The organism is Caballeronia temeraria, from assembly GCF_001544795.2.
In the GTDB taxonomy this organism is placed as follows: Bacteria; Pseudomonadota; Gammaproteobacteria; order Burkholderiales; family Burkholderiaceae; genus Caballeronia; species Caballeronia temeraria.
Genome location: NZ_FCOI02000030.1, coordinates 69995 through 93193, shown reverse-complemented (window position 1 = coordinate 93193; position 23199 = coordinate 69995). Strand labels below are relative to the sequence as shown.

The following is a 23199-nucleotide window of genomic DNA, read 5'->3' as shown; positions in this document are numbered from 1 at the left end:
CCTACGCGACCGTGCAGCAGATGATGGGCAAAGCGCCGCGTGTGTCTCAGAATCTCGACGAATCGACATCGCTCGCGGACGCGCGGCCGTTTGAGTATGTGCCGGATTCGTTGAGTGACGATGTAACAGCACTGGCTGCGCGAGGCGTGAGTGAAGCCCACGAAGCCGAATGTTTTGCGGAGTATGAACGTGCGCTCGACCTCTGTAACGCGTTAGGTAGCGCTATGGGTGGCTCACGTGGCCTAGCATTGTGTCGCCAAAACGCTTTCGATAGTTTTCAACAATGTAGAGGCTTTTAATGTCTACCCATCACCCATACTCTGTGGTTCTCACGTATCACGAGGACCAGCAACGCCTGTCGATTCATGCAGTTGAACCCGAACACATTGCGCCGCTGTTGGTTAGCAAGCTTGAGATGCCAGTTCTGCTCGATGAATTCAATTTCAGTCTGGACGATGAATTTGCCCGTAGACTCGGGGTCGCAGTCCTCAATCTGATCGCTCTTGGGCAGCCGGAAATCAAACAATACATGCACGTGACGGCAACGCCTCCGTCTCAAGAATCGTGATATAGCGGAAACATGAAGGATTGAACTCATCGCGATCCGACTGGGAGTGCTTCCGCATGTAAGACGATATTCGAGTTGTATTAGAGGAAGTTATGTGGGATGAAAACTAAACCGCGTTGCGTCGTTATTGCTTACGACGAAGATAACGACCAAATCGAAACCTGCACAGTTGATCGTGACGCAATCGAGCGATTGCGAACGGCCTCGATGGTCATGCCGTGGTCCATCGCCGAACATGGCGAGAAGCTGGAGGACGAATTCGCACGCAAGCTTGGCGGCGCTTCATGCTTCTGTTAGCAATCCACCACGTGCGCAATACGAAGTTCTGCAAGCCTGCCATCTTCGGAACGCGGACCACTGAAAACCCGTTTGGACCGGTCGATACCGTCGAGCATCGCCGTGCCGAGCGAGAAGCGGAAAGTATCCACAAGCGCGTTAGCTACCCTCTTCGTCTGTCTCACGAGCGTTTGTTATTCAATAGCATCACTGATTAATGGACTGAAATCACACGGTTCTTTGCCGCGCTCCCACGTGCGCAATGCCACGAGCGAGCCTCCTTCCATTTCAGACTATTCACGTTGTGGGCCCGAAATCGGAAGCGGATCATCCGGCATCGCCGCTGAATGGCGATCTATATGTCCGACTCGCGGAGGCCCAGGTGACAAAGAAACATCGATCAAGATACCGTCAACAACTCGCCGTAGCCGTACTCATGGGCGCAGCGCATCTCGCGTACGCCTATCCGGCAAACTGGCCTTCGACTGCCACGCCGCCCTATAACCTTGGCGGTTCGATAAACGGGACATACACCGACAACAGCGGGAAGGCGTATGACGGCACGGGCTACATCGTCGTCGATATCGATGGTGCCTTCCGCCCCGATCATCCGGCGTTCAAAAATGCTGCAGGTCAGTCAAAGGTCGTGGCCGAAGGCTGTTTCGGCCAAGCAGCGACAAACGGATTTCCGAGTCTCTGTAAATCCCAGTCATGGGTGAACCGTCCGCTGCCAGGCAACCCTTCGGCGGGTTACTGGTTCAGCAGCGCAGCGGGCATTTCGCTTCCCTCGGATTCTCCAATCAGCACATGCCGCGACTCGACGAACTATCAGAGTCCGCAATACTGCCACTGGTTTCACGGCACTGTGACCTCCGGCGTCTTGGTCGCGCAACCTGGCAGCGTCATGTCTGGTAGCACAAAGCTAACCTATGCAGGCGTTGCGCCGGGGGCACAGGTCATCGCGCTCAAGGTTGGCGGAGGAACAGGGACAACGCTGGGCTGGCCCAATGACTCCGTATTGGACGCGCTCAACTACGTCAACAACGTCCTGATGAGCCGGCCCGATATTGGCCCGAAGATTGTCGCGGTCAACATTTCGGACTCAGGCAGTCCCATCGCGGGTGACCTGCCATGCGGCACGGGAAGTGACGGCGCAAGGGTCGACGCTGTAGCCGGAGCGCTCAAGGCCAAGGGCGTGGCTGTGGTGATGTCGGCAGGCAACGACGGTCAATATGCAACGGGCTCTCTCGTCTGCGGCAGCAACGTGGTTACGGTGGGCGCCACGGGTGTCATCGAGCCAACCGTTCCTACGAGTTACTCGAATGTCTCGCAAAAAGTGGCTCTGTTCGCCCCGGTCGGAACGGCGAATCTGGCAACTGGCGACATGATCGTGACTACATATGGGCAGAGCGGATGGGGTTACTTTTGGGGCACTTCGTTTTCTTCACCCCAGGTCGCGGCGGCATTCGCGGTCCTTCGGCAGAAGTTCGGGAAAGCGCCATCAGTGGACTCGTTGGTCGGTCTCATGAAAACAACTGGCAAGCCACTTACCGGCCAGCGTGCAGGACTAGCAGCGCCAGGCGCATCGGTTCTCAACATCAAGGCGGCGCTCAATAAGTACGACAGTTGGCCCGTCCGTGCACCTTTGTGAAGTCTCACCGCCCAGACGCTACGTGAGCAAGATGGTTCTGAACCTCGCCACGAACAACTAGGTTTGGATTTAAACCGAGAACTTCGAGCGATTCTCCCGTCCGGACATACGCGCTCCTATGCCTTCAATTGCGCAAAAGCCCAGTCATCGCGACTGCGCTTCTTGTTTCACTCATCCGATTCACCCGAAAGCTCCCCCACCGAGACACAAAATGTCTCAACCATTCCTATAATCGGAGTCATCCCCGCTACGTTCCAGCGCCATGACCTCCAGTCTCGACGAAGCCATCCTCCGCGTGCTGCCCACCGAGCGCGACGCGACCGCCTGGCTCTCGACGCCCGAGATCCGCAGGCGTCTCGAAGAGCGCGGCCATCGCGTCGGTTATACGAAGAAGGTGCTGCGTCATCTGACGGCGCTCGAAGCCGATGCGCGCGTCGTATCGATGCTCAATGGCCGCGAATTGCTCTGGCAGCGCAAGCCCTGGCTGCATGGTCTGCAGGAAGGCGTGAGCGGCCTGATGAGCGCATCGGAGGCCGTGGCGTTTCATATCCTTCAGCGCTTCGCGGGCAACAAGCTGCCGAACGCCGTGACGCGCGACATCGATCCGCTGTTCAAGGCCGCCGAATCGCGGCTCTCGCAGGAAAAGGCGGACAGCCGCATCTATCGCGCGTGGGCCGACAAGATCGATTCCGTCGATGGCGCCTTCACGCTGATTCGTCCCAAGCTGCGTCCGGAAATCTTCCAGACGGTCGCGACCGCCACGTTCTTCGAGCGCGAACTGCTCGTGCAATATCGCGCGGCGTACAAAGCGGAGCAAACGCGCGAACAAGGCAGCGAGCCGAAGACGAGAACGCTCTGGCCGCTCGCGCTCGTCGAATCGGCGGGCGTGATGTACATGGTCGCGCAAGACCCGAACCGTGCGCCGCGTCCGGAGAAAGGCGAAACGGAATGGATGCGCACGCTGTATCGGCTCGACCGGATTCGCTCGGTTTCCGAGTCGGGCGAGTCGTTCACCTATCCGGAAGACTTCAAGCTGCGCAAATACATCGAGACGCAGCAGGTCTTCGACTTCCTGCCCGAGCCGCCGGTACTGCTCGAACTCGCCTTCGAAGCCAACGCGGGCAATCAGTTGCGCGAATCGCCCATGTCGAAGGATCAGCAAGTCGATACTCTCCCCGATGGCCGCATGAAAGTCACCGGCACGGTCACGCCGAGCCTCAAGCTGCGCTGGTGGCTGCGCGCACTCGGCGCGGGCGTCGAGATTCTGGCGCCGCAAACCTTGCGCGATGAATTCGCCGAGGACTATCGCAAGCTCGCGAGCCGCTACGCGCTGGAAGACGCGCGATGAACGACACCATGCTTGTCGAGCAGGCCGCCGGCTGGATTCGCAGTGCCGACGGCTTGCTGATCACCGCCGGCGCGGGCATGGGCGTCGATTCGGGACTGCCCGATTTCCGCGGACCGGAAGGCTTCTGGCGCGCATATCCGGCGTTGCGTCATCACGGTTTTTCGTTCGAGGAGATGGCGAATCCCGAGGGCTTCGTCCGGCATCCGAGGCTCGCGTGGGGCTTTTACGGGCATCGGCTCGCGCTGTATCGTGCGACCGCGCCGCACGACGGCTTTCATGTGCTGAAGCGCTGGGCCGCGCGCATGCCGCACGGCGCATTCGTCTTCACCAGCAATGTCGACGGCCACTTCCAGCGCGCGGGTTTCGCGCCCGAGCGTGTGGCCGAGTGTCACGGCGCCATCGACTCGTTGCAATGTATCGACGCATGCACGAACGACATCTGGTCCGCGGACAGCTTCGATCCGGTCGTCGACGAAACGCGCTGCGAGCTCGTCAATGCGATGCCGCGCTGCCCGCATTGCCACGCGCTCGCGCGTCCGAACATCCTCCTGTTCGGCGACTGGAACTGGATCGACACGCATTCCGCGCAGCAAGAGCGCAGGCTCGCCGCGTGGCTGTATGGCGTGGAAAAGCTCGTGGTCGTCGAACTCGGCGCGGGCCGCGCGCTGCCGACGGTCCGGCGCTTCAGCGAGCGCAACGGCCCGCGCGTCATCCGCATCAATCCGCGCGAGCACGCGATTGCGCCGGGCATGGGCGTCGGCATTGCGAGCGGCGCGCGCGAGACGTTGATGCGGCTCGACGCACTGCTGCATCAAGCCATATAGCGCACGTTCACCTGCGGCCCGAACACCTCGCGCACGATGTCCACCAGATGATCGTGGTGGCTCAGAAAAATGACCTGCGTGCGCTTCGCGATATGCGCGAGCACGCGCAAGCCGGCGCGCGCGCGGCCATCGTCGAAATTGATGAAGAGATCGTCGGCGACGAACGGCAGCGCCGACGCCTTCTCGCCGTGCTCTTCCAGCGCCGCGAGCCGCAGCGCGAGATGCAACTGGTCGCGCGTGCCTTCGCTCATGCCCGCGATATCGACATGCTCGCCGCTCGCGCGAATCGCGGAGAGCGCCATCGGCTGACGGTCGTAGTCCACGACGAGCCGCGAAAACGTGCCGAGCGTGAGCTCCGAAAAGATCGTGCTCGCGCGCGACAGCATCGGGCCTTGCCGCCGCTCGCGATAACGGTCGATCGCCCACTTGAGCAGCGTCGATGCCGTCTCGACCTTCACGAAGCGCTCGGCGGCATCGGACATCGTGGCGAGCGCTTCCTGGCGCTTCGCTTCGGCGCGCGCGGCGTTGCCCGCGCCTGAAATCGCATCGAGTTCGCGGCGCGCGGCATCGAGCGATGTCGCTGTTTCGCTCGCGATTCGCACCGACTCGGACAGCGCCGCGCCGATGCGCGACAGCTCGGCCTGCACGTTCGGCATGTCCGCGCCCTCCACCTCCGCGACGAGCTCGTCGAGCGTCAGACCGTCGCCGCCTTTGATGAACGCGGCGCGCGCGTCATCGACGGCGGCGATCAGCTCGCGCTTTTTCTGCGATTGCGCGATGAGCGCCTGAAGCACGTCAGGCGTATCGACGCCCGCAAGCTCATAGAGCGGGCGCAGCGTGGCCTTCGCGTCGTCCACTTCGGCGCGGGCATGGCGCACGTGGTCGCTGGCCGACGCCTGCTCCTTCTTCAGGCGCTCCCGTTCGGCATGCGCGGCGCACGCGCGCTCGACACGCGCCGACAGCTCCGTCGCAATCGCGTTTGCGCCGAGCGTCGCGAGCGTTTCATCGAGGTCGCGCGCGAGTTGTGCTGCATCGGCATCGAGCGCGGCGAGTGCGGCGCGCATCGCGTCGATCTGGCCGGCGCGCACGGTGTCGATCTGCGCGAGTTGCTCGCCGATCTTCTTCACGATGTCGATGGCCGCTTCAGCCGCCGCCTGCGAGTCCGCCGCGTTCGCGAGGCCCGCTTTCGCGATCGCCGCCGACCATTCGCGTTGCCAGCGCTCGAACGCTTCGCGGGCCGTTTTCGCCGCGCCTTGACGCGCGATGCGCTCGGCTTGCGCTTCATCGAGTTGCGCGGATACGTTGCGGCGCGTGATCGCGGCTTCGTCGATGGCCGCGATCCGCGCTTCGGCCTGATCGCAGAGCATGTCGAGATCGGCGCGTGCGTCCGCGTCGTCCAGATGCCGGGCGAGTTCGTTGCGACGCGCTTCCGAATCGGCGGCTTCGCGCGCGAGCTCGTCGATGCGCGCATCGAGCGCGTGCGCCGCGGCCAGCGCCTTGTCGCGCGACGCGATCCACGACGGCGCATCGTCGAGCGACATGTCCGCGATCTGCGATTGCGCGGCGAGCGCGCGCCACGCATCGTCGAACGTCGTCAGCGCCGATTCGGCTTCGCGCACGCTGTGCTCGCGGCGCGCGAGCGTCGATTCTTCATTCGCGACGCGCCGTTTCAGCACCGCGAGCTGCGTCGCGTGACCCACCGAACCGAGCTGACGATCGGCCAGGCCGTCCGCCGTGTGCATCGCGGTTTCGAAACCGGACGCGGCGTCATCGAGCGCGACGTCGCCGGATTTGATCGTGTTCCAGGCCGTATCGCGAGAGGCGCGTGCTTCGCGCACCTGATCGACCGTCACGACATCGTGTGCGTCGACCAGATCGGCAAGCTCGGATCGCGCCGTGTGAAGCGTGTCTTGCGCGTCCTTCGCGCGATCGGCCGCGAGTGTCAGCCGCGACGTCAAATCCTGACGCTCCGTGCGCAATGCGGCGATGCGCTCCGCGGCCGGCAGCGTCATCGCGCGCAATTCGATGATCGGCCGCGACCATCGGCCGAGCGACGCCATGCCCGCTTCGAGCATCTGCTCTGCGTCGCGTTTCGCGTCCGCGAGGCGCGCTTTCGTCGTGCTCGCGTCGCGATACTTCTGCGCGGCGCGCCATGCAGCGCGCAAACCCGGCGATACATCGCCGTTCGCGATCGCCGCAAGCTTCGCTTTCAGCGTGTCGACGTGCGCGGCGCACTGGTCCGCTGCCTGCTCGGCATTGCGCGCGGCGAGTTCGAGTTCGCCGCGTTCGAGCATCAGGCTCGTGACGGTCTGGAGCGCGAGCGGGCCGGGCATTGCGCGGCGCACGCCCGCTTCGTCGAGCGGCCAGCCGAGTTGCGCGCCGTCCTGCGCGATCTGGCGCAGACGCATTGCGACTTCCTGTTCGAGCCGCGCGATCTCGCTCGCGTGATTCGCGCAGCGTTGCCGCGTGGTTTCGAGCGCACGAATGCGCGCTTGAGCGGCGAGAATCGACTCGTCGATATGAATCGCGGCCAGTTCCGACTGCAGCTGCTCCGCCGATTTCGCATGCACGTCCAGCGCGCTTTGCGCCGCCGCGAGCCGCTTCAGCGCGTGTTGCAGCGTGGCTTCGGCGTTCGCGGGCAGATCGACGACATCGCCCAGTTCGCGCAATTCCGCCGCCTTCTCGCGCCACACATTCAGATACGGCGCAACGCGCCGCACGCGTTCCAGCTTCCCGCGCTGCGTTTCGAGCGCCGCGCGACGCGCGTCCTGTTCGCGACTCTTCTCCTCGGCCTCTTCGACGGCGCCATGCGCGCGACGCCACTGCGCCGTTCTCACGCTCGCCGATTTCAGCTCGGCGCTGGCTTCGTCGTATTGCTTCAGGCCGATGTAGTACGCGCGATCGCCCGACTTGCGCTTCGCCCACAGCCGATCGGCTTCGTCCGCGAGACGCTGGCGCACATCGCCCAGACTCGCGATGCCCGCCGCCGATTGAAACAGCACCTGCCCGACATCGCTCGATGCATCGAGAATGGCCTCGCCGCCACGTCGCAATGCTTCGTGATTCAGGCAGTACATCTGCTCGAAGAAACTTTTGTCGGCCGCGCCGAGAAACGCGGCCAGAGCATCGGCGGGCAGCGCGTCCCCGTTCGGCGTGGACAGCGAAGATTTGCGGCTCTTCGTGCGATGAAACGCGAACGTCTCGCCGCCCGTTTCGATCGACGCGCCAAGCCGCAAATCGCTTTGCGGATGCACGAACGCGAGCGGCGAGCTGTGCGGCATGCCGAAGAGCAATTCCGAGATCGCGTTCTTGATGGTCGATTTGCCGGCCTCGTTCGGACCGACGACAAAATGAAAATCGTGCTCCGCCGCCGGAAACTCGACGGCGTGATCGGTGAACTTGCCATAGCGGATGAGTTCGAGCTTGCCAATGCGCATGCGTTACTCCGCGTCCGACAACTGCGCGATCAGGCCCGATCGCACTTCGGCGACGAGCTTCGCGAGTTCGCCATTGCGCACGTGCTCCAGCTCCGGCACGGACTTTTGCAATTCGCTCGGCGCCTGCGATGCCAGCGCGATGAGTCTGTCCTTCAGCATGCTCAAAAACTCCGGGTCGGACTCGGCTTCGATCAGCAGACCGTGAAGATCGGCGAGCGCATCGGTGCGACCGGTCGCGGGTTCGCTGTGCGCGAGCGGCTCGGTCGCGATCCTCACTTTTTCGAGCCAGAGCCGGTCGTGGCTGATCGCGGCGATCTGCGCGAGGACTTCCGCGCGCAATTGCGCTTCGAGACCGAAGAGCTCGCCGTGCGCCTCGGTCGCGCCGGTGATCGTCACGCGCACGGCATGCGGCACCGGCGACGCGGACGATTCGACGAGCGCTTCGAGCGCGCGTCCGACCGCGATCGCGACTTCATCGAGCGTGCTTGCCTGCGAGGCATCCACCGTGACGGCTTCCCAGCGCAGCACGTCGATGAAAAGCCGCTCGACGTTCACCTCTTCCGTGTCCGACACGTTGACGATGACCGCGCCGCGCCGTCCCGTCTCGCGAATGTTGCGCCCTTGCAGATTGCCCGGAAACACGATGGTCGACGCGTCCTGCCAGATCGCGTAGTCATGCACGTGGCCGAGCGCCCAATAGTGATATTCCTTCGCGTGCAGTTCGGCGACGGAGCACGGCGCGTAGCTCGCGTGCATCGATCCGCCTTCGAGCGCGGTATGCAACACGCCGATATTGAAATACCCCGCGACCGGCGACGGATATGCGGTGACGAGATTCGTCGTGACCGCTTTCTCCTTGAAGCTGTGGCCGTGCAAGGCGACCTTCAGATCGTCGATGCGAAACGTCTGCGGCTTTCTTGTCGAAAACGTGTGGACGTTGTCGGGCAACTGGAGCTGGCTCGTCATTTCGCTTTCGGCGTCGTGATTGCCGAAGAGCACGTACACCGGAATGCCCGCGCGACGCAGCCGCCCCATCTCGCGGCAAAAGAAGATGCCCGTGTTGTGATCGCGCCAGGTGCCGTCGTAGAGATCGCCGGCGATCACCATGAAGTCGACCTGTTCGTCGACCGCGACCGACACGAGCCTCGAGAAGGCCTCGCGCGTGGCGTTGCGCAGCATGTCGGCGGGCGCGTCCGCGTAGGCGGACAGGCCGTGCAACGGGCTGTCGAGATGGATGTCCGCCGCGTGAATGAAGCGCATGGCGCTCGCTCCTTTTAATGGGACCGACGATCATAGCAGCCGGTTCGGACACATCGCGTCCCGATCCGGCATGCATGTTCGGGACGCGGAATGTCCCGTCGCGGTCGCAGAATCAATCGCTCGGATTCAACGCGACACGAGGACAACGATGAACGCAACACTCGAGCGGCACGCCACGATCACGAGCCCCTACACGCCAAAGAATGTCGATGCCGCGATCGGGCATCTGGAGCGCGTGCTGTCGGCGGAAGGGGCGAATTCGCTGTTCGGCCAGACTTATTGGCGTACCCGCGTGCAGCAGGTGAGTGCGACGCGCGGTCTGCTTCGCGAGCAGCGCGCGCGGCTGGAAAGGCTGATGAGCCTGCTGTCGGATAGCGGCTGCGTTCAGGCCTTCGAGCGCTGAACCGCTTGCGCGAGCGCGACGAATTCCGCGACCGGCACTTCTTCGGCGCGGCGCGTGAGATCGAAGCCGATCGCGTCGAAATCGATCGCGTCGCGGTAGGCGCTCAGGTTGTTGCGCAAGACCTTGCGGCGCTGCGCGAACGCGGCTTTCACGACATCGCTTAGTGCGGTTTCGTCGACTTCCGGCAACTCGTGCGGCGCGAGCGGAATCATGCGCACGATCGCGGAATTCACCTTCGGCGGCGGATTGAACGACTCGGGCGGCACGTCGATCAGCTTGTCCATCACGTAGCGATATTGCAGCATCACCGAAAGGCGCCCATAGTCCTTGCTCGCCGGCTCGGCGATCATGCGTTCGACCACTTCGTCCTGCAACATGAAATGCTGATCGATCACCTTGTGCGCGAACGTGGTCAGGTGAAACAGCAGCGGACTCGAAATGTTGTACGGCAGATTGCCGACGATACGCAGCGTCGGCTTCTCGCCATCGAGCGCGAGCGACGCGAAATCGAAGTCGAGGGCATCGGCGGAATGCACGACCAGCTTGTCGCCGAAGCGCTTTTGCAGTCGGCCGATCAGATCGCGGTCCAGTTCCACGGCGTGCAACGGCGACTCGGGCGTCGCGAGGCGCTCGATCAGCGGCTCGGTGAGCGCCGCGAGCCCCGGCCCGATCTCGACCATGCGTTCACCGTGTTTCGGCGCGATCACATCGACGATGGAATCGATCACGCCCTGATCGACGAGAAAGTTTTGCCCGAAGCGCTTGCGCGCGAAATGGCCTTGGTGTTTGGTCGACATACTGACTGATTCGAATGAATGCGCGCGAGTTCAGGCGCTGCGCTTGTGGCGCGCCATGATGACGGCGGCGTCGATGGCGGCGATCATGCTGCCCGGATCGGCGCGGCCCGTGCCGGCGAGATCGAGCGCGGTGCCGTGATCCACCGACGTGCGGATGATCGGCAAACCGAGCGTCACGTTGATACCTTCGCCGAAGGTCGCATACTTCAGCACCGGCAAGCCCTGGTCGTGGAACATGGCGAGCACGCAATCCGCGTCTTTCAGATAGCGCGGCTGGAACAACGTGTCGGCGGGATACGGACCCGGCGCGTCGATGCCCAGCGCGCGGGCGCGTTCGAGCGCGGGCGTGATGACGTCGATTTCCTCGCGGCCCAGATAGCCGTTTTCGCCGGCATGCGGATTGAGCCCGGTGACGAGAATGCGCGGCGCGGGCAAGCCGAAATGCGCGCGCAGATCGTGATCGATGATGGTGAGCGTTTCGACGAGACCGTCGATGGTCAGCGCCGCCGATACGTCCTTCAGCGGCAAATGCGTGGTCGCGAGCGCGACGCGCAACGGACGCTCGCTCGAACCCGCCAGCATCATCACGACGCGCGGCGTGTTCGTGCGCTCGGCGAGATATTCGGTGTGGCCGGTGAAAGGCACGCCGGCATCGTTGATCGTGCTCTTTTGCAGCGGCGCGGTGACGATGGCGTCGAACCGTTCGGACACCGCGCCGTCGATGGCGGCATCGAGCAGACCGAGCACATAGCGCCCGTTCGCCGCGTTCAGTGTGCCCGGTTCGGCGGGCACGGCGAGCGCGTGATGTTCGATATCGACCGTTTCGGGCCAGGCGCCGCCAGCGCGCGACGTCAGCAGATCGCGGTCGCCGAGCACCGTGAAGTGCGCCGATGGCCAGCGCTCGCTCGCCTGTGTGAGCGCCGCCGCCGTCAGTTCCGGACCGACGCCGGCCGGCTCGCCCGTCGTGATGGCGATGGCGAGCGGCCGGACGTCGGCGGTGCTCATGCCGTTACTGCGCCTGGGCAGCGATGCCCTTGTACTGCACGTACGCGGTGTCGCGCAGTTCGCGCAGCCAGTCCGAATAAGCCTGCTCGGCCTTGCGCTGGCCGATTGCCTGACGCGCGATGTCGAGCTGCTGCGCCGCCGATCCTTCCGCCTCGCGGCGGCCGAGCACCTGAATCAGGTGATAGCCGTACTCGCTTCGCACCGGATCGCTGACGGCGCCGTCCTGGAGATTGTTCATCGCGCGCTCGAACTCGGGCACGGTCTCGCCCGGGCTGATCCAGCCGAGATCGCCGCCTTGCGACGCCGAACCGTCCTGCGAATACGTGCGCGCGAAGTTGGCGAAATCGCCGCCGTTCGCGACCTGCTGCTTGATGTCGAGCAGGCGCTGGCGCGCAGTCTGTTCCGACATGCCGTCCGACACGCGCAGCAGAATGTGGCGCACGTGCGTCTGCACGAGCTTGGGCGCATCCGCCGCGGTGCCCTGGCTCGCGCGGCGATCCACCAGCTTGATGATTTCGAAACCGCCGTCGGTGCGCAGCAGCGTCGGCACGATCTGGCCAGGGCGCAACGTCGACACTGCGCTCACGATGCCCGCCGGCAGCGAACCGGGCGTGCGGAAGCCGAGATCGCCGCCCTTGCTGGCATCGGTATCCTGCGAATTCTGCTTCGCGAGCTTGGCGAAGTCGTCGCCTGCCTGCGCTTGTTTGAGCACGGCGTCGGCCTGCGTCTGGACCTTCGTGACTTCGCTGGCCGGCGCGTCCGATGGAAGCTTGAACATGATGTGCTGCAGACGCAGATCGCTCGTGTTGCGCGCGCCCGGACCGCGCTGGCTGGCGATGTAGTTCGCCACTTCGCCGTCGGACACGGTGATCTTGCTGTCGACTTCCTTTTCGCGCAGCTTCGAAAGCGTAAGCTCCGTGCGCGCGTCACGCATGAAGGTCGACCAGGGCACGCCTTGCGCCTCGATGCGCGAACGGTACACATCCAGCGTCATCTGATTTTGCTGCGCGAGACGCGCGAGCGTGCGGTTCACGGTGGCGTCGTCGATGACGATGCCGTCTTCCTTCGCCTTCTGGAGCTGAATGCGCTCGAGCACCATCTGATCGAGCACTTGCCGCTGCATCTGGTCCGCGGGCGGCACCGGCGCGTTCTGCTGCTGCAGACGCTTGACGATCAGCGCCGTGCGGTCTTCCAGTTCGCGCTGCGTGATGACGCCGTCGTTCACCACCGCGACGACGGAATCGGCGACCTGCGCATTGCGGTTCGACAACGCCTGCGCACCGGCCGGCGAACTCAGGATCAGCGCGCCAACGAGCACGCCCGCTGCGATTGCCGTCGATCGAAACATATTCACGTTTGCCACAGATACTCCATCAAATACGGACTTCACCCGTTCGTGTCCTGCTTATATGCCCTGCCCTGCGCGGCCAGCGAGGCCGCTTGTTTCGGCTTGTGACCGCTCGTCATTGGACGCCGCGCGCGCACGCCCGTTCCGGCCTCATTCGTAGTCGCTGTACCGGGAGAGCGGCGGCGCCGCCGGCGGCGGCGGCTGATAACCCTGAACGCTCGCGCGGAATGCACTGACGAGGCCGTTGTCGACGTTCGACAAGCCCTTGAACGTCAATTGCGCGAGCACGCGCGTGCCCGACGACGGCTGGCCCTGCGTGTTCACGCCGTTGGCGTAGCGCTGCATGCCGAAGCCGAACGCCCAGCAGTCGGCATCGTACTGGAAGCCCAGAAGCCCGTCGACGAGACGATGGCTCGCGAGATCATAGTTCACGCGGCCAACGGCGTAGAGGCGGTTCGTGAGCGGCCATTCGCCCGACACCAGGATCTGGTTGATCGGCTCGTTCACCAGCGTGGTCTGGTTCGAACGCGTGTAGCGATAACCGACGTTGATGACCCTGCGCTCACCAGGACTGAATGCGAAACCGATGCTCGAGCGTACGAGCTGGTTGTTGTCCACATTATATTGGAACGCAGTTTCCGAAGCGAAACCAGCGCCCAGCTTGATGGCCGCGCCCGCGATCAGGTCCGAATGCTTCGCCTGATCGGGCAGCTGGCCCGGCGTGATCGTGACGCGCTGGCTCTGGAAATAATACTGCTGCGCGATGACGAAACGCGCGCGCTCGTCGCCCGTCGCCGGGTTGATGAAGCGCGTCGTGAGGCCCGCCGTAATGCGGTTCGCGTCCGCGATGCGGTCGTTGCCGACGAACGTGTTCGGCGTGTAGATCTCGGCCAGGCCGAAGTCGGCTTCGGACGTATCGAAAATCGGCGCGAAGTCCTGATTGTGATACGGCGTGTAGACGTAGTAGAGCCGCGGCTCCAGCGTCTGGATGTAATCCTGCCCGAAGAGACGCACCGAGCGGTCGAACACGAGACCCGTGTCGAAGCTGAGCGTCGGAATCGACTCGGTGAAATTCTTCGGCTGCCCCGTGACCGGCGGCGACGAACCCGCGACCTGACTCGTGGCGATGTGGCTCAGGTCGTACGACGCAAAATGCCACTGCACCTTCGGCGTGACGAAGTAACCCGGCGCATTGATGCCGTAACTCAGGTACGGATTGAAATAGAGCCGGTTGCCGTCGGTGGCGCCGTCGGTGGTGATCGTGAAGCGCGTGGCGTCCAGTTCCGCGCCGTAGTCGAAACCGCCGACGTTGTACTTGTTGTACTGAACGTTCACCTGCGGTTCGCGGGCGTATGGCGGCGTCGAGGGCTGCAGTGTCTGCCAGCGCTGTTCGCGAGCGAGCACCGACCACGGGCCGTTGTTATACGTGAGACCCGCTTCCTGCTGATACAGCAGCTGCGTGCCGTTCAGGAACTGATTCGACGCGTTGCCCAGGTCTTCCGGATATTGGTCGTCCGAAACCTTGTTGTAATTGACGTAACCGCCGAAGCCGCTGCCGAAGTTCTGACGATGCTGCCAGAAGATCGCGTAACGATTCGTGTGCGTGACGCGGTCGTCGGGCAGATAGTTGACGTCGAGCGCCCCCGAATACGTGGGCGACAGATAACGGTACGTCGCCTCGCCGAGCACGCCGCGCTTTGTCATGATGCGCGGCGTGACCGTCAGATCGCGATTGGGCGCGATATTGAAATAGTACGGGATCGTCGCTTCGAAGCCGGTCGTCGAGCCGAGCGCGAAGGTCGGCGGCAACAGGCCGCTGCGACGGTCGCCCGTCAGCGGAAACGACAGCCACGGGCTGCCGAAAACCGGCACGCCCTGGAAGAACAGCACGCCGTTATGCGCGATGCCCTCTTCCGCGCCGGTGTCGAAGTCGAACGATGTGCCCTTGATGTACCACGCCGGATCGGACTCGCACTGGCACGCCGTATACGTACCGTGATCGATGCGCGCCCGCTCGTCGTCGATCATGTCGGCGCGCTCGGCGCTGCCCGAGCCGCCCGTCAGATTGAAACGGTACTTCGGGTTCGTCATGAACCCTTCGTTCGCCTCCACCTTCAAATGCGCTTCCGGACCGGCGAACGACACGCCGTTGTTGATGAGCCTGACATTGCCGAAAGCATCGGCCATGTCGGTGTCCTGGTCGTAGTGCAGCGCGTCGCCCTTGATGACCGTCACCGTGCGCCGGATCTCGGCCGAGCCCTTCGCCGCCATGTCTTCGTCGGTCGTGCCCGTCGCCTTGTCGCTCAGAAGGAATGTCGAGGGCTGCTGGCCGCTTTGCAGCGGGCGCTCCTGAAGCTGCGGCGCGAGACGCAGGCTGCCGGGACCGTCGAGCGGTTGTGCGTCGGCTGCGGGGCCGGCGAGCTGGGCATGCGCGAGAGCGGGCATCAGGCCCGGAACGGATAGCAGCGCGGCGACGAGCCGCCGCCTGCGTGGCTTGTCGTCGCCGGTGATTTTCGGTACGGGAAACTGTCGTGGCGGCATGTATGGGTGGCGGTTCGATCCCGTTCGCGTCCCACGCGCCCGATGCCGCCGAGCAGGCGGCCGCGCCCTTTCCGCAGTCACGAACTTGACGGTCCGTTGCTTAAGTCGGGACGACACTCGATCGAACGGTGACGCTCACAGTCGTCGGGGGCCTGGCGCCAGGCGTGAAACGGATCGCTTAAAAAAGTCGTGGGGTATTATATGGCAAGATGTTTCGCCCCTCGAATTTATGACGCACATTCCTTCCGACGCCCGCCTGGATCAACTCCGCTCGTGGCTTGAAAACGTCGCCGGACCGTACCGGCTGAACGTCGCGAGTCTCGCTCCCGCTTCCGCCGATGCCAGCTTTCGCCGCTATTTCAGGCTCGAGAGCGATTCGGCGTCCGGCAAGACGCTCATCGCCGTCGATGCGCCGCCGCCGGAAAAATGCCGCGAATTCGTGCACGTCGCCGGTCTGCTCGAAGCGGCGAACGTGCATGTGCCGAAAGTTTTGGAAACGGATTTCGACGCCGGTTTCATGCTGCTGACCGATCTCGGCACGACGACTTACATGTCCGTTCTCGACGAAAAGAACGCGCGGCCGATGATGCGCTCGGCAATCGACACACTCCTCCGCTTCCAGCAAACCGCGCGCGAAGGCGTGCTGCCGCCCTTCGACGAGGCGTTTCTGCGCCGCGAGATGGAGTTGATGCCCGAGTGGTTCATCGGCCGGCATCTGGGGCGCGAAGTCACCGCCGACGAACGCAAGACGCTCGACGCCACCTTCACGCTGCTCACACAGAGCGCGCTCGCGCAGCCGCAGACCTTCATGCTGCGCGACTTCATGCCGCGCAATCTCATGGTGTGCGAGCCGAATCCGGGTGTGCTGGACTTTCAGGACGCGGTGTACGGCCCGATCACGTATGACATCGCGTCGCTGATGCGCGACGCGTTCATCAGCTGGGACGAAGAGTTTCAGCTCGATTGCGTCGCCTATTACTGGGAGCGCGCGAAAAAGGCCGGCCTTCCCGTCGACGAGGATTTCGGCGAGTTCTATCGCCAGCTCGAATGGATGGGCCTGCAGCGGCACATCAAGGTGCTCGGCCTGTTCGCCCGCATTCATTACCGCGACGGCAAGCCGCGCTATCTCGCCGATCTGCCGCGTTTCATCGGTTATGCGCGCAAGGTCGCGGAGCGCTACGCGCCGCTGTGGCCGTTCGCGCGTCTGCTCGATTCGCTGGAAGGCCGCGCGATCGAAGTCGGCTATACGTTCTGATTCCCGCATGACGCATATTCTCGACACGGCGATGATCTTCGCCGCCGGACGCGGCGAACGCATGCGCCCGCTCACAGATACCTGTCCGAAACCGCTGCTTCCGGTCGGCGGCAAGCCTTTGATCGTGTGGCAGATCGAGCGCCTCGCGGCGGCGGGCGTCGAAACGATCGTGATCAATCATGCGTGGCTCGGCGAGCAGATCGAAGCTGCGCTCGGCGACGGTTCGCGTTGGAACGTCGCATTGCGGTACTCGCCGGAAACCGACGCGCTGGAGACGGCGGGCGGCATCGCGCAGGCGCGGCGTCTGATCGGCGACGGCGTGTTTATCGCCGTGAGCGGCGACGTGTTCTGCGAGTTCGATTACGCGACCTTGCGTGAGCGTGCTTCGCAACTCGCTTCGATGGACGAACCCGGCATGCATCTCGTGATGGTGCCGAATCCGCCGTTTCATCCGAAAGGCGACTTTGCGCTCGAAAACGGCACGCTCGCGCTCGACGGCGAGCCGCGCTTCACCTTCGGCAATATCGGCCTGTATGACATGCGCATGTTCCGCGATCTCGCGCCCGGCACGCGCCGCGCGCTGACGCCCTACTATCGCGAAACCATCGCGGCCGGGCGCGCGAGCGGCGAACGTTACGAAGGCCGATGGGAAAACGTCGGCACGCCCGCGCAGCTCCGCGCACTCGACGAAGAACTGCGCGCCCGCTGACCGGCCGGGATTGGGACGCATCCGATGGTAAAATGCGCGGTTCTCGCGTCTTTTCCTTCCGGCTGCGCCTCCATCATGTCCGATACCCGTCCCGATACCCTCTTTGCGCTCACCGCGCTCTCGCCGCTCGACGGCCGCTACGCCGCCAAGACCGAAGCCCTGCGCGACTGGCTCTCCGAAGCCGCATTCATGCGCCATCGCGTGACGGTCGAGATTCACTGGCTGATCGCGCTGTCGCGCGCCGGTTTCGACGAAGTGCCGCGCTTCTCGGAGGCATCCGAGCAGTTCCTGCTGAGCCTCGCCGAGCGCTTCACCGCGCACGACGCGGCGCGCATCAAGGACATCGAGCGCGTCACGAATCACGATGTCAAGGCCGTCGAATATTGGCTCAAGGAGTCGGTCAAGGGCCAGCCGGAACTGGAGCGCGCAAGCGAATTCATCCACTTCGCGTGCACGTCGGAAGACATCAACAACACGTCGCACGGCCTGATGATCGCCGGCGCGCGCGAACACGTGATCCTGCCCGCGCTGCGCTCCGTGTATGAGCGCCTCGTTAAGCTCGCGCACATGCACGCCGAACAGCCGATGCTCTCCCGCACGCACGGCCAGCCCGCCAGCCCGACGACGCTTGGCAAGGAAATCGCCAACGTCGCGGCGCGTCTCGCGCGTGCGATCCAGCGCGTCGAAAAGGTCGAACTGCTCGGAAAGATGAACGGCGCGGTCGGCAACTTCAACGCGCATCTGTCGGCGTATCCGGAATTCGACTGGGAAGCGTTTTCGAAGGATGTCGTCGAAAATCGGCTGAAGCTCACGTTCAATCCGTACACGATCCAGATCGAGCCGCACGACTACATGGCCGAACTGTTCGACGCCGTCGCGCGCGCGAATACGATCCTGCTCGACCTCGATCGCGACGTGTGGGGCTACATCTCGCTCGGTTACTTCAAGCAGAAGACGAAGGCCGGCGAAATCGGCTCGTCGACGATGCCGCACAAGGTCAATCCGATCGACTTCGAGAACTCGGAAGGCAATCTCGGTCTCGCGAACGCAACGCTGCGCCATCTCGCCGACAAGCTGCCGGTCTCGCGCTGGCAGCGCGACCTGACGGATTCGACCGTGCTTCGCAATATCGGCGTGGCGTTCGGCTATTCGCTGCTCGCCTACGACGCGCTGATCCGCGGCCTCGACAAGCTCGAAGTGAACGCGGCGCGTCTGAACGAAGATCTCGACAACACGTGGGAAGTGCTCGCCGAGCCGGTGCAGACGGTCATGCGCCGTTACGGCATCGAGAATCCGTACGAGCAGTTGAAGGAACTGACGCGCGGCAAGGGCATCACGCGCGAGGCGTTGCAGACGTTCATCAGCGGTCTGGCGATTCCCGCCGACGCGAAGAAGCTGCTGCTTGAGATGACGCCGGGCTCGTATATCGGCAAGGCGGTCGAGCTGGCGAAGCGGATCGCGTAAAGCCAGACTCGAAGTCAGAAGTGAAAAAGCCCCGGAAATCCGGGGCTTTTTGTCATTTACGCGTCTTCAATTTCTCGAGCACGTTATCGACGATCTGCTCGGGCGTCAGTTCGATGCTCTCCGTGATCGCCTCGTCCTCGCCGGGTTCTTCCAGCGTGTCCAACTGGCTCTGCAACAGCGACGGATCGAAGAAATGTCCGGTGCGCGAGCCCAGACGCTCGCGGAGCACGTCCATCGTGCCGTGCAGATAGACGAAGCACACGTCACGGTCGCCGTCGCGCAGGATGTCGCGATACGAACGTTTCAGCGACGAGCACGTGAACACCGCCGTCTCGCCCGCGCGCTGCTTTTCTTCGATCGCGGCGCGAATGGTCTTGAGCCACGGCCAGCGGTCCTCGTCGGTCAGCGGGATGCCCTTGTGCATCTTTTCCTTGTTCGCGGCGCTGTGGAACGCGTCGCCGTCGGTGAAGGTGCAGTGCAGCCGCTCCGCCAGCATCTCGCCGATCAGCGACTTGCCGGCGCCCGACACGCCCATTGCGATCAGAATCATCGAAGTCTCCTTACACGACCGCCGCAAGCGCGAAGGTCAAACCCAGGCCCATCAGGGAGATGATCGTTTCGAGCAACGACCACGTCTTGAACGTCTGCCCGACGGTCATCCCGAAATACTCCTTGATCAGCCAGAAGCCGCCATCGTTCACATGGGAGAAGATCAGCGAGCCCGAGCCGGTGGCGAGCACCAGCAGTTCCGGGCTCGTATGACCGCCCGCCGCGGCGGCGATCGGCGCGACGATACCGCAGGCCGTCGTCATGGCGACTGTGGCCGAACCCGTCGCCAGACGGATCAGCGCGGCGACGAACCAGCCAAGCAGGAGCGGCGACAGGTTCGCGGATGACGCCGTTGCGACGATCTGCTGGGAGATCCCGCTATCGCGCAACACCTGGCCGAAGCCGCCGCCCGCGCCGACGATCAACGTAATGCCCGCGATCGGCGCGAGACATTCGCCGCAGAACTTCTGAATCTGCTCTCGATTGAAGCCCTGCTTCGCGCCGAAGGTCCAGAAGCTGACCAGCACGGCGATCAGAAGCGCCATGTCCGACTGGCCGATGAAGCGCAGCAAGTCGTTCGGCAGCGTTTTCGGCGTGAAGACGAGATCCGCCCAGCTACCGATCAGCATCAGAATGACGGGCAGCAGAATCGTGAACAGCGTAATGCCGAAGCTCGGCAGATCGCGCTTTTTCTCGGTATCGCCGTGCTTTTGCGTGAACTGGTCAGCGAGCGCATTGGCGTCCGGCAGCTTCACGTATTTGTGGATCATCAGCGCAAACAGCGGACCCGCGACGATCGCCGTCGGCACGCCGACGATCAGACCGTAAGCAATCGTCTTGCCGATATCGGCGTGGTATGCCTGCACGGCGAGCAGCGCGGCCGGGTGCGGCGGAATCAGGCCGTGCACGACCGAGAGACCGGCGACCATCGGCAGGCCGATCAGCAGCAGCGATTTGCCGGTGCGCTTGGCGACGTTGAATGCAATCGGGATCAGCAGCACGAAGCCCACTTCGAAGAACACCGGCAAGCCGACGATGATCGCGACGACCATCATCGCCCAGTGAATGTTCTTTTCGCCGAAGAGATTGATCAGCGTATTGGCGATGCGTTCGGCGCCGCCCGATTCGGCCATCATCTTGCCGAGCATCGTCCCGAGGCCCACGACGACGGCAATGTGTCCGAGCGTGTTCCCGTTGCCGGTTTCAAATGACTTCACGATTTTGTCCATCGGCATACCGACCGCAAGGGCCAGCAATACGGACACGATCATGAGAACGAGGAACGGGTAAACCTTGAAGCGGGCGATCATCAGGATCAGAACCGCGATCGCGATCACCGCGTAGAGCAACAGCATGCTCCCGTGGACGGCTGGCATAACGCCTCCTTGATTTTGTTGAGGTTTTTTGCGCTATGTATGCGTTTGCCGTCGCTGCACTGCACACACGGCAATGTCCGGCAAGCGCAAACACGGCGCTGGGCAACGGAATTCTACTTGTAAGCGAGGAAGTCGGCCGGGGAAATGGCCAAGGAAAGCGCTCGTGCGATACGAAGGCGAAATAAAAAAACCGACGCTCGAATAAGCGTCGGTTTCAGAAGAAAGTTCGAGCTCGATGCGCTCGAACGATTGGCAATGCGTCAGGCTGCGGGCTTCGCTCCGCCAGCGCAGGTGAAGTTCAGCTCGCGCGCGGCGCTTCCACCTTGCCGGAGTTGCGGATTGTCGAGAGCTTGAACCATGACCACCTGGCGATCCCGGCAGATCTCGGCGGCCTTGGCCATGCAGCTCTTCTGCGATGCGAGCACCCCCGAGCAAGTGACGCGATACGCCTCGCCTTGCCCCGCAATATTCAATTTTTGGGTCGTGTAGTTCACGCCCGTGTCCGTCGTGCACGCGGAGAGCACGGCGACCGCGGCGAGGATTGTGAAAAGAAATTTAGACATCTCGTGTTTGACAGGTAATGGTCCGGAATTGGCGGCTGATTGATCCGGGCAATCGCATGACAAAGCCAGCGATTGCCCGGACTGCCTGACCGTCAGGTCAGGCAGTCAGTCTTACCAGCGATAGGAAGCGTTCGCGCCGTACACCGTTCCGTTTCGGCTCGAGCCAGCACCGGCCTTCAGCACCAGGTTCTGGGTGACACGCAGGTTCAACGCGACAGCCGCTGCCGCATAACCCTGATACGTCGCACCACCGACACCGAGCGACACGGTCTTGTCCTGGTCGATGTTCGGGATCATCGCCAAAGCGGTGGCCGCGGCGATACCCGAGTAGGCGTTACGGCCCACATCCGAGACCTGGCTTTGCAAGCCGTTGACCACGCTGTCCGTGTAGCTGTTCGCTTGTGCGACCGCGTCGTTCAACTGGTTGACGTTGACCAGATCCGTGGGCTGCGTACCAGCGGCCACGTTGGTGATCTGACGCTCGCTACCCGCCGAGCCGACCGACACCGTGTTCGCACGATCCGCCACCGAGCTTGCACCCAGCGCAACGGAGTCGTCCGCCGTCGCATGGCTGTTCGCACCGATAGCCGCCGCACCGACGCCGCTGGCAACCGCACCTGCACCGTGAGCGACCGAGTTATCGCCCGTTGCTTGCGCGTTCGCACCGCTTGCCGTTGCATGCGTGCCGCTTGCGACAGCCGCTTCGGTAGCGCGATCGCCGTTTGCAGCGAACATCGGGTTATCGGTGGTCGTCACGTTGGCGACCCTGTTGGACAAGGTGTCGAGTTGCTCCTTGTTCGCCAGGTCCGTGGACTCAACACCGTCCGCAACGTTGTGGATCACCGTGCCGTTCTCGCCAGCCAGCGTGATGTTGCTGTAGTCAGTCGATCCGTCCGACTTCGTGTCGTACGTCACGGCCGTCTTCGGTACGCTACCCGGCGTCGTCGTTCCGGTGGCTGCCTTCAACTGACCCACGGTCGCCACGTCGTCGCTGTTGACACCGTTTGCGATGTTCGTCAGACGGAGCTTAGTGTCACTGTTGCCGAACGAGACCGTGTTCGCCTCGTTTGCCACCGAGTTGGTACCGATCGCGACCGAGTTCTCAGCATTGGCCTGAGCGTTGGGGCCGATCGCGATGGAGTTCGCGCCGGTCGCCGACGAATCTTCCAGCGTCGAGTTGGCATGGAAGTACTTGATACCCTTGCCGTTGACCGCGCTGCTCAACGACGTCGACATGCTCGTGACGTTGTCGATGACCGTGCTGATGGTCGTGCTGATCGACGTCGACAGCGAACCCATACCCGTGGACAGCGAACTCACGCCCGTCGACAGCGAGTCGATCGAAGTCGAAGTCGAAGCCGACAGCGAGGTGACACCCGTGGACAGCGAGTCGATACCCGTACCGTACGTCCCCTGAATGACGACACCGTTGTAATTTGCGTTGCCGGTAATATTACAATTGGCGTTTGACGTCGGCCCCGTGTAGGAGAAACCTTGACTTTGTCCAGGCGTACAAACCGTAACGGCCTGCGCCCAGGCATTCGAAGCGCCGAACGACAGGAAAACCGACGCCCCGACGCCAGCCATCGCGAGCAGCGCGCTCTTCGGGCCAACACCCCTATCTTCAGAAACACGCGCATCAGCGGCGTCTCGACCGTTTTCCGGGTCGCATACCGCGCCGCCAGAACTCTTCTTGCCTCGCGCCATCGCAGTCTCGGCGACAGCGACGAACGTTCCTACCTTCTCATTCCAAATACTGCGGTATGACTTATTCATAAACCGAATTGACCCACAAAAAACGAGCGTCTTTTACAAAATAAAAAAG

19 protein-coding genes and 1 pseudogene are annotated in these 23199 nt (G+C 63.1%); 10 read left to right on the top strand and 10 right to left on the bottom strand.

Annotated elements, in window-relative coordinates; all coding sequences use genetic code 11:
- The 6 genes and pseudogenes from AWB76_RS41875 to AWB76_RS30665 all read left to right on the top strand — a co-directional run.
- Nucleotides 1-299, top strand: a pseudogene (locus tag AWB76_RS41875) (hypothetical protein); the annotation flags it as partial.
- Nucleotides 299-568, top strand: coding sequence for a hypothetical protein (locus tag AWB76_RS39560; RefSeq protein ID WP_074171445.1), 270 nt, complete (start codon nt 299-301; stop codon nt 566-568). The pseudogene AWB76_RS41875 and the gene AWB76_RS39560, both read left to right, overlap by 1 nt.
- 99 nt (nt 569-667) lie before the next feature.
- Nucleotides 668-865 (top strand): hypothetical protein, encoded by a 198-nt coding sequence (locus tag AWB76_RS41205; protein WP_157696243.1) that lies wholly within the window; start codon nt 668-670, stop codon nt 863-865.
- Between the two features lie 361 nt (nt 866-1226).
- Entirely contained in the window at nt 1227-2495 is a 1269-nt protein-coding gene (locus AWB76_RS39555) for a S8/S53 family peptidase (protein WP_157696242.1), read from the top strand.
- A gap of 262 nt (nt 2496-2757) precedes the next feature.
- Nucleotides 2758-3843 (top strand): helix-turn-helix transcriptional regulator, encoded by a 1086-nt coding sequence (locus AWB76_RS30670; protein ID WP_061163860.1) that lies wholly within the window; start codon nt 2758-2760, stop codon nt 3841-3843.
- Nucleotides 3840-4667: an SIR2 family NAD-dependent protein deacylase gene (locus AWB76_RS30665; protein ID WP_061163859.1), complete on the top strand. Its 828-nt coding sequence runs from the start codon at nt 3840-3842 to the stop codon at nt 4665-4667. Before AWB76_RS30670 ends, AWB76_RS30665 begins: the two co-directional genes overlap by 4 nt.
- On the opposite strand, the gene AWB76_RS30660 is transcribed toward AWB76_RS30665, so the two are convergent.
- Both AWB76_RS30660 and AWB76_RS30655 read right to left on the bottom strand, forming a co-directional pair.
- The gene (locus AWB76_RS30660) at nt 4655-8104 is read right to left on the bottom strand and encodes an ATP-binding protein (protein WP_061163858.1); all 3450 of its coding nucleotides are present in this window, start codon (nt 8102-8104) and stop codon (nt 4655-4657) included. The two genes, AWB76_RS30665 and AWB76_RS30660, sit on opposite strands and share 13 nt — an antisense overlap.
- A gap of 3 nt (nt 8105-8107) precedes the next feature.
- Nucleotides 8108-9364 carry a metallophosphoesterase family protein gene (locus AWB76_RS30655; RefSeq protein ID WP_061163857.1) on the bottom strand — a complete coding sequence of 419 codons (1257 nt, stop codon included), beginning with the start codon at nt 9362-9364 and terminating at the stop codon, nt 8108-8110.
- A gap of 148 nt (nt 9365-9512) precedes the next feature.
- On the opposite strand from AWB76_RS30655, the gene AWB76_RS30650 reads away from it, so the two are divergent.
- Nucleotides 9513-9767, top strand: a complete 255-nt coding sequence (locus AWB76_RS30650; RefSeq protein ID WP_061163856.1) for a hypothetical protein — start codon at nt 9513-9515, stop codon at nt 9765-9767.
- Here the strand turns inward: AWB76_RS30650 and rsmA are convergent.
- The 4 genes from rsmA to AWB76_RS30630 all read right to left on the bottom strand — a co-directional run bounded on the left by rsmA (nt 9749) and on the right by AWB76_RS30630 (nt 15458).
- Nucleotides 9749-10564, bottom strand: coding sequence for a 16S rRNA (adenine(1518)-N(6)/adenine(1519)-N(6))-dimethyltransferase RsmA (gene rsmA, locus AWB76_RS30645; RefSeq protein ID WP_061163855.1), 816 nt, complete (start codon nt 10562-10564; stop codon nt 9749-9751). The genes AWB76_RS30650 and rsmA overlap by 19 nt on opposite strands.
- 30 nt (nt 10565-10594) lie before the next feature.
- Entirely contained in the window at nt 10595-11569 is a 975-nt protein-coding gene (gene pdxA / locus AWB76_RS30640) for a 4-hydroxythreonine-4-phosphate dehydrogenase PdxA (RefSeq protein ID WP_061163854.1), read from the bottom strand.
- 4 nt (nt 11570-11573) lie between these two features.
- Nucleotides 11574-12917 (bottom strand): peptidylprolyl isomerase, encoded by a 1344-nt coding sequence (locus AWB76_RS30635; protein ID WP_061163853.1) that lies wholly within the window; start codon nt 12915-12917, stop codon nt 11574-11576.
- A 150-nt stretch (nt 12918-13067) separates the two neighbouring features.
- Nucleotides 13068-15458 carry an LPS-assembly protein LptD gene (locus AWB76_RS30630; protein ID WP_061163852.1) on the bottom strand — a complete coding sequence of 797 codons (2391 nt, stop codon included), beginning with the start codon at nt 15456-15458 and terminating at the stop codon, nt 13068-13070.
- Between the two features lie 229 nt (nt 15459-15687).
- Here AWB76_RS30630 and AWB76_RS30625 point away from each other — a divergent pair, with 229 nt between their 5' ends.
- The 3 genes from AWB76_RS30625 to purB all read left to right on the top strand — a co-directional run bounded on the left by AWB76_RS30625 (nt 15688) and on the right by purB (nt 18886).
- On the top strand, nt 15688-16713 hold the full coding sequence (locus AWB76_RS30625; RefSeq protein ID WP_061163851.1) for an aminoglycoside phosphotransferase family protein: 1026 nt from the start codon (nt 15688-15690) through the stop codon (nt 16711-16713).
- Nucleotides 16714-16720: 7 nt separating this feature from the next.
- Nucleotides 16721-17422, top strand: coding sequence for an N-acetylmuramate alpha-1-phosphate uridylyltransferase MurU (gene murU / locus AWB76_RS30620; protein ID WP_061163850.1), 702 nt, complete (start codon nt 16721-16723; stop codon nt 17420-17422).
- Between the two features lie 75 nt (nt 17423-17497).
- The gene (gene purB / locus AWB76_RS30615) at nt 17498-18886 is read left to right on the top strand and encodes an adenylosuccinate lyase (RefSeq protein WP_061163849.1); all 1389 of its coding nucleotides are present in this window, start codon (nt 17498-17500) and stop codon (nt 18884-18886) included.
- A 52-nt stretch (nt 18887-18938) separates the two neighbouring features.
- Here the strand turns inward: purB and AWB76_RS30610 are convergent, their stop codons facing one another.
- The 4 genes from AWB76_RS30610 to AWB76_RS30595 form a co-directional block, all read right to left on the bottom strand.
- Nucleotides 18939-19436, bottom strand: a complete 498-nt coding sequence (locus AWB76_RS30610) for a gluconokinase (protein WP_061163848.1) — start codon at nt 19434-19436, stop codon at nt 18939-18941.
- A 10-nt stretch (nt 19437-19446) separates the two neighbouring features.
- A complete protein-coding gene (locus AWB76_RS30605; RefSeq protein ID WP_061163847.1) occupies nt 19447-20811 on the bottom strand; it encodes a GntP family permease in 1365 nt (454 codons plus the stop codon).
- 260 nt (nt 20812-21071) lie between these two features.
- Nucleotides 21072-21305 carry a hypothetical protein gene (locus AWB76_RS30600; protein WP_157696241.1) on the bottom strand — a complete coding sequence of 78 codons (234 nt, stop codon included), beginning with the start codon at nt 21303-21305 and terminating at the stop codon, nt 21072-21074.
- A gap of 180 nt (nt 21306-21485) precedes the next feature.
- Nucleotides 21486-23150 carry a YadA-like family protein gene (locus AWB76_RS30595; RefSeq protein WP_074171443.1) on the bottom strand — a complete coding sequence of 555 codons (1665 nt, stop codon included), beginning with the start codon at nt 23148-23150 and terminating at the stop codon, nt 21486-21488.
- Nucleotides 23151-23199: the final 49 nt, after the last annotated feature.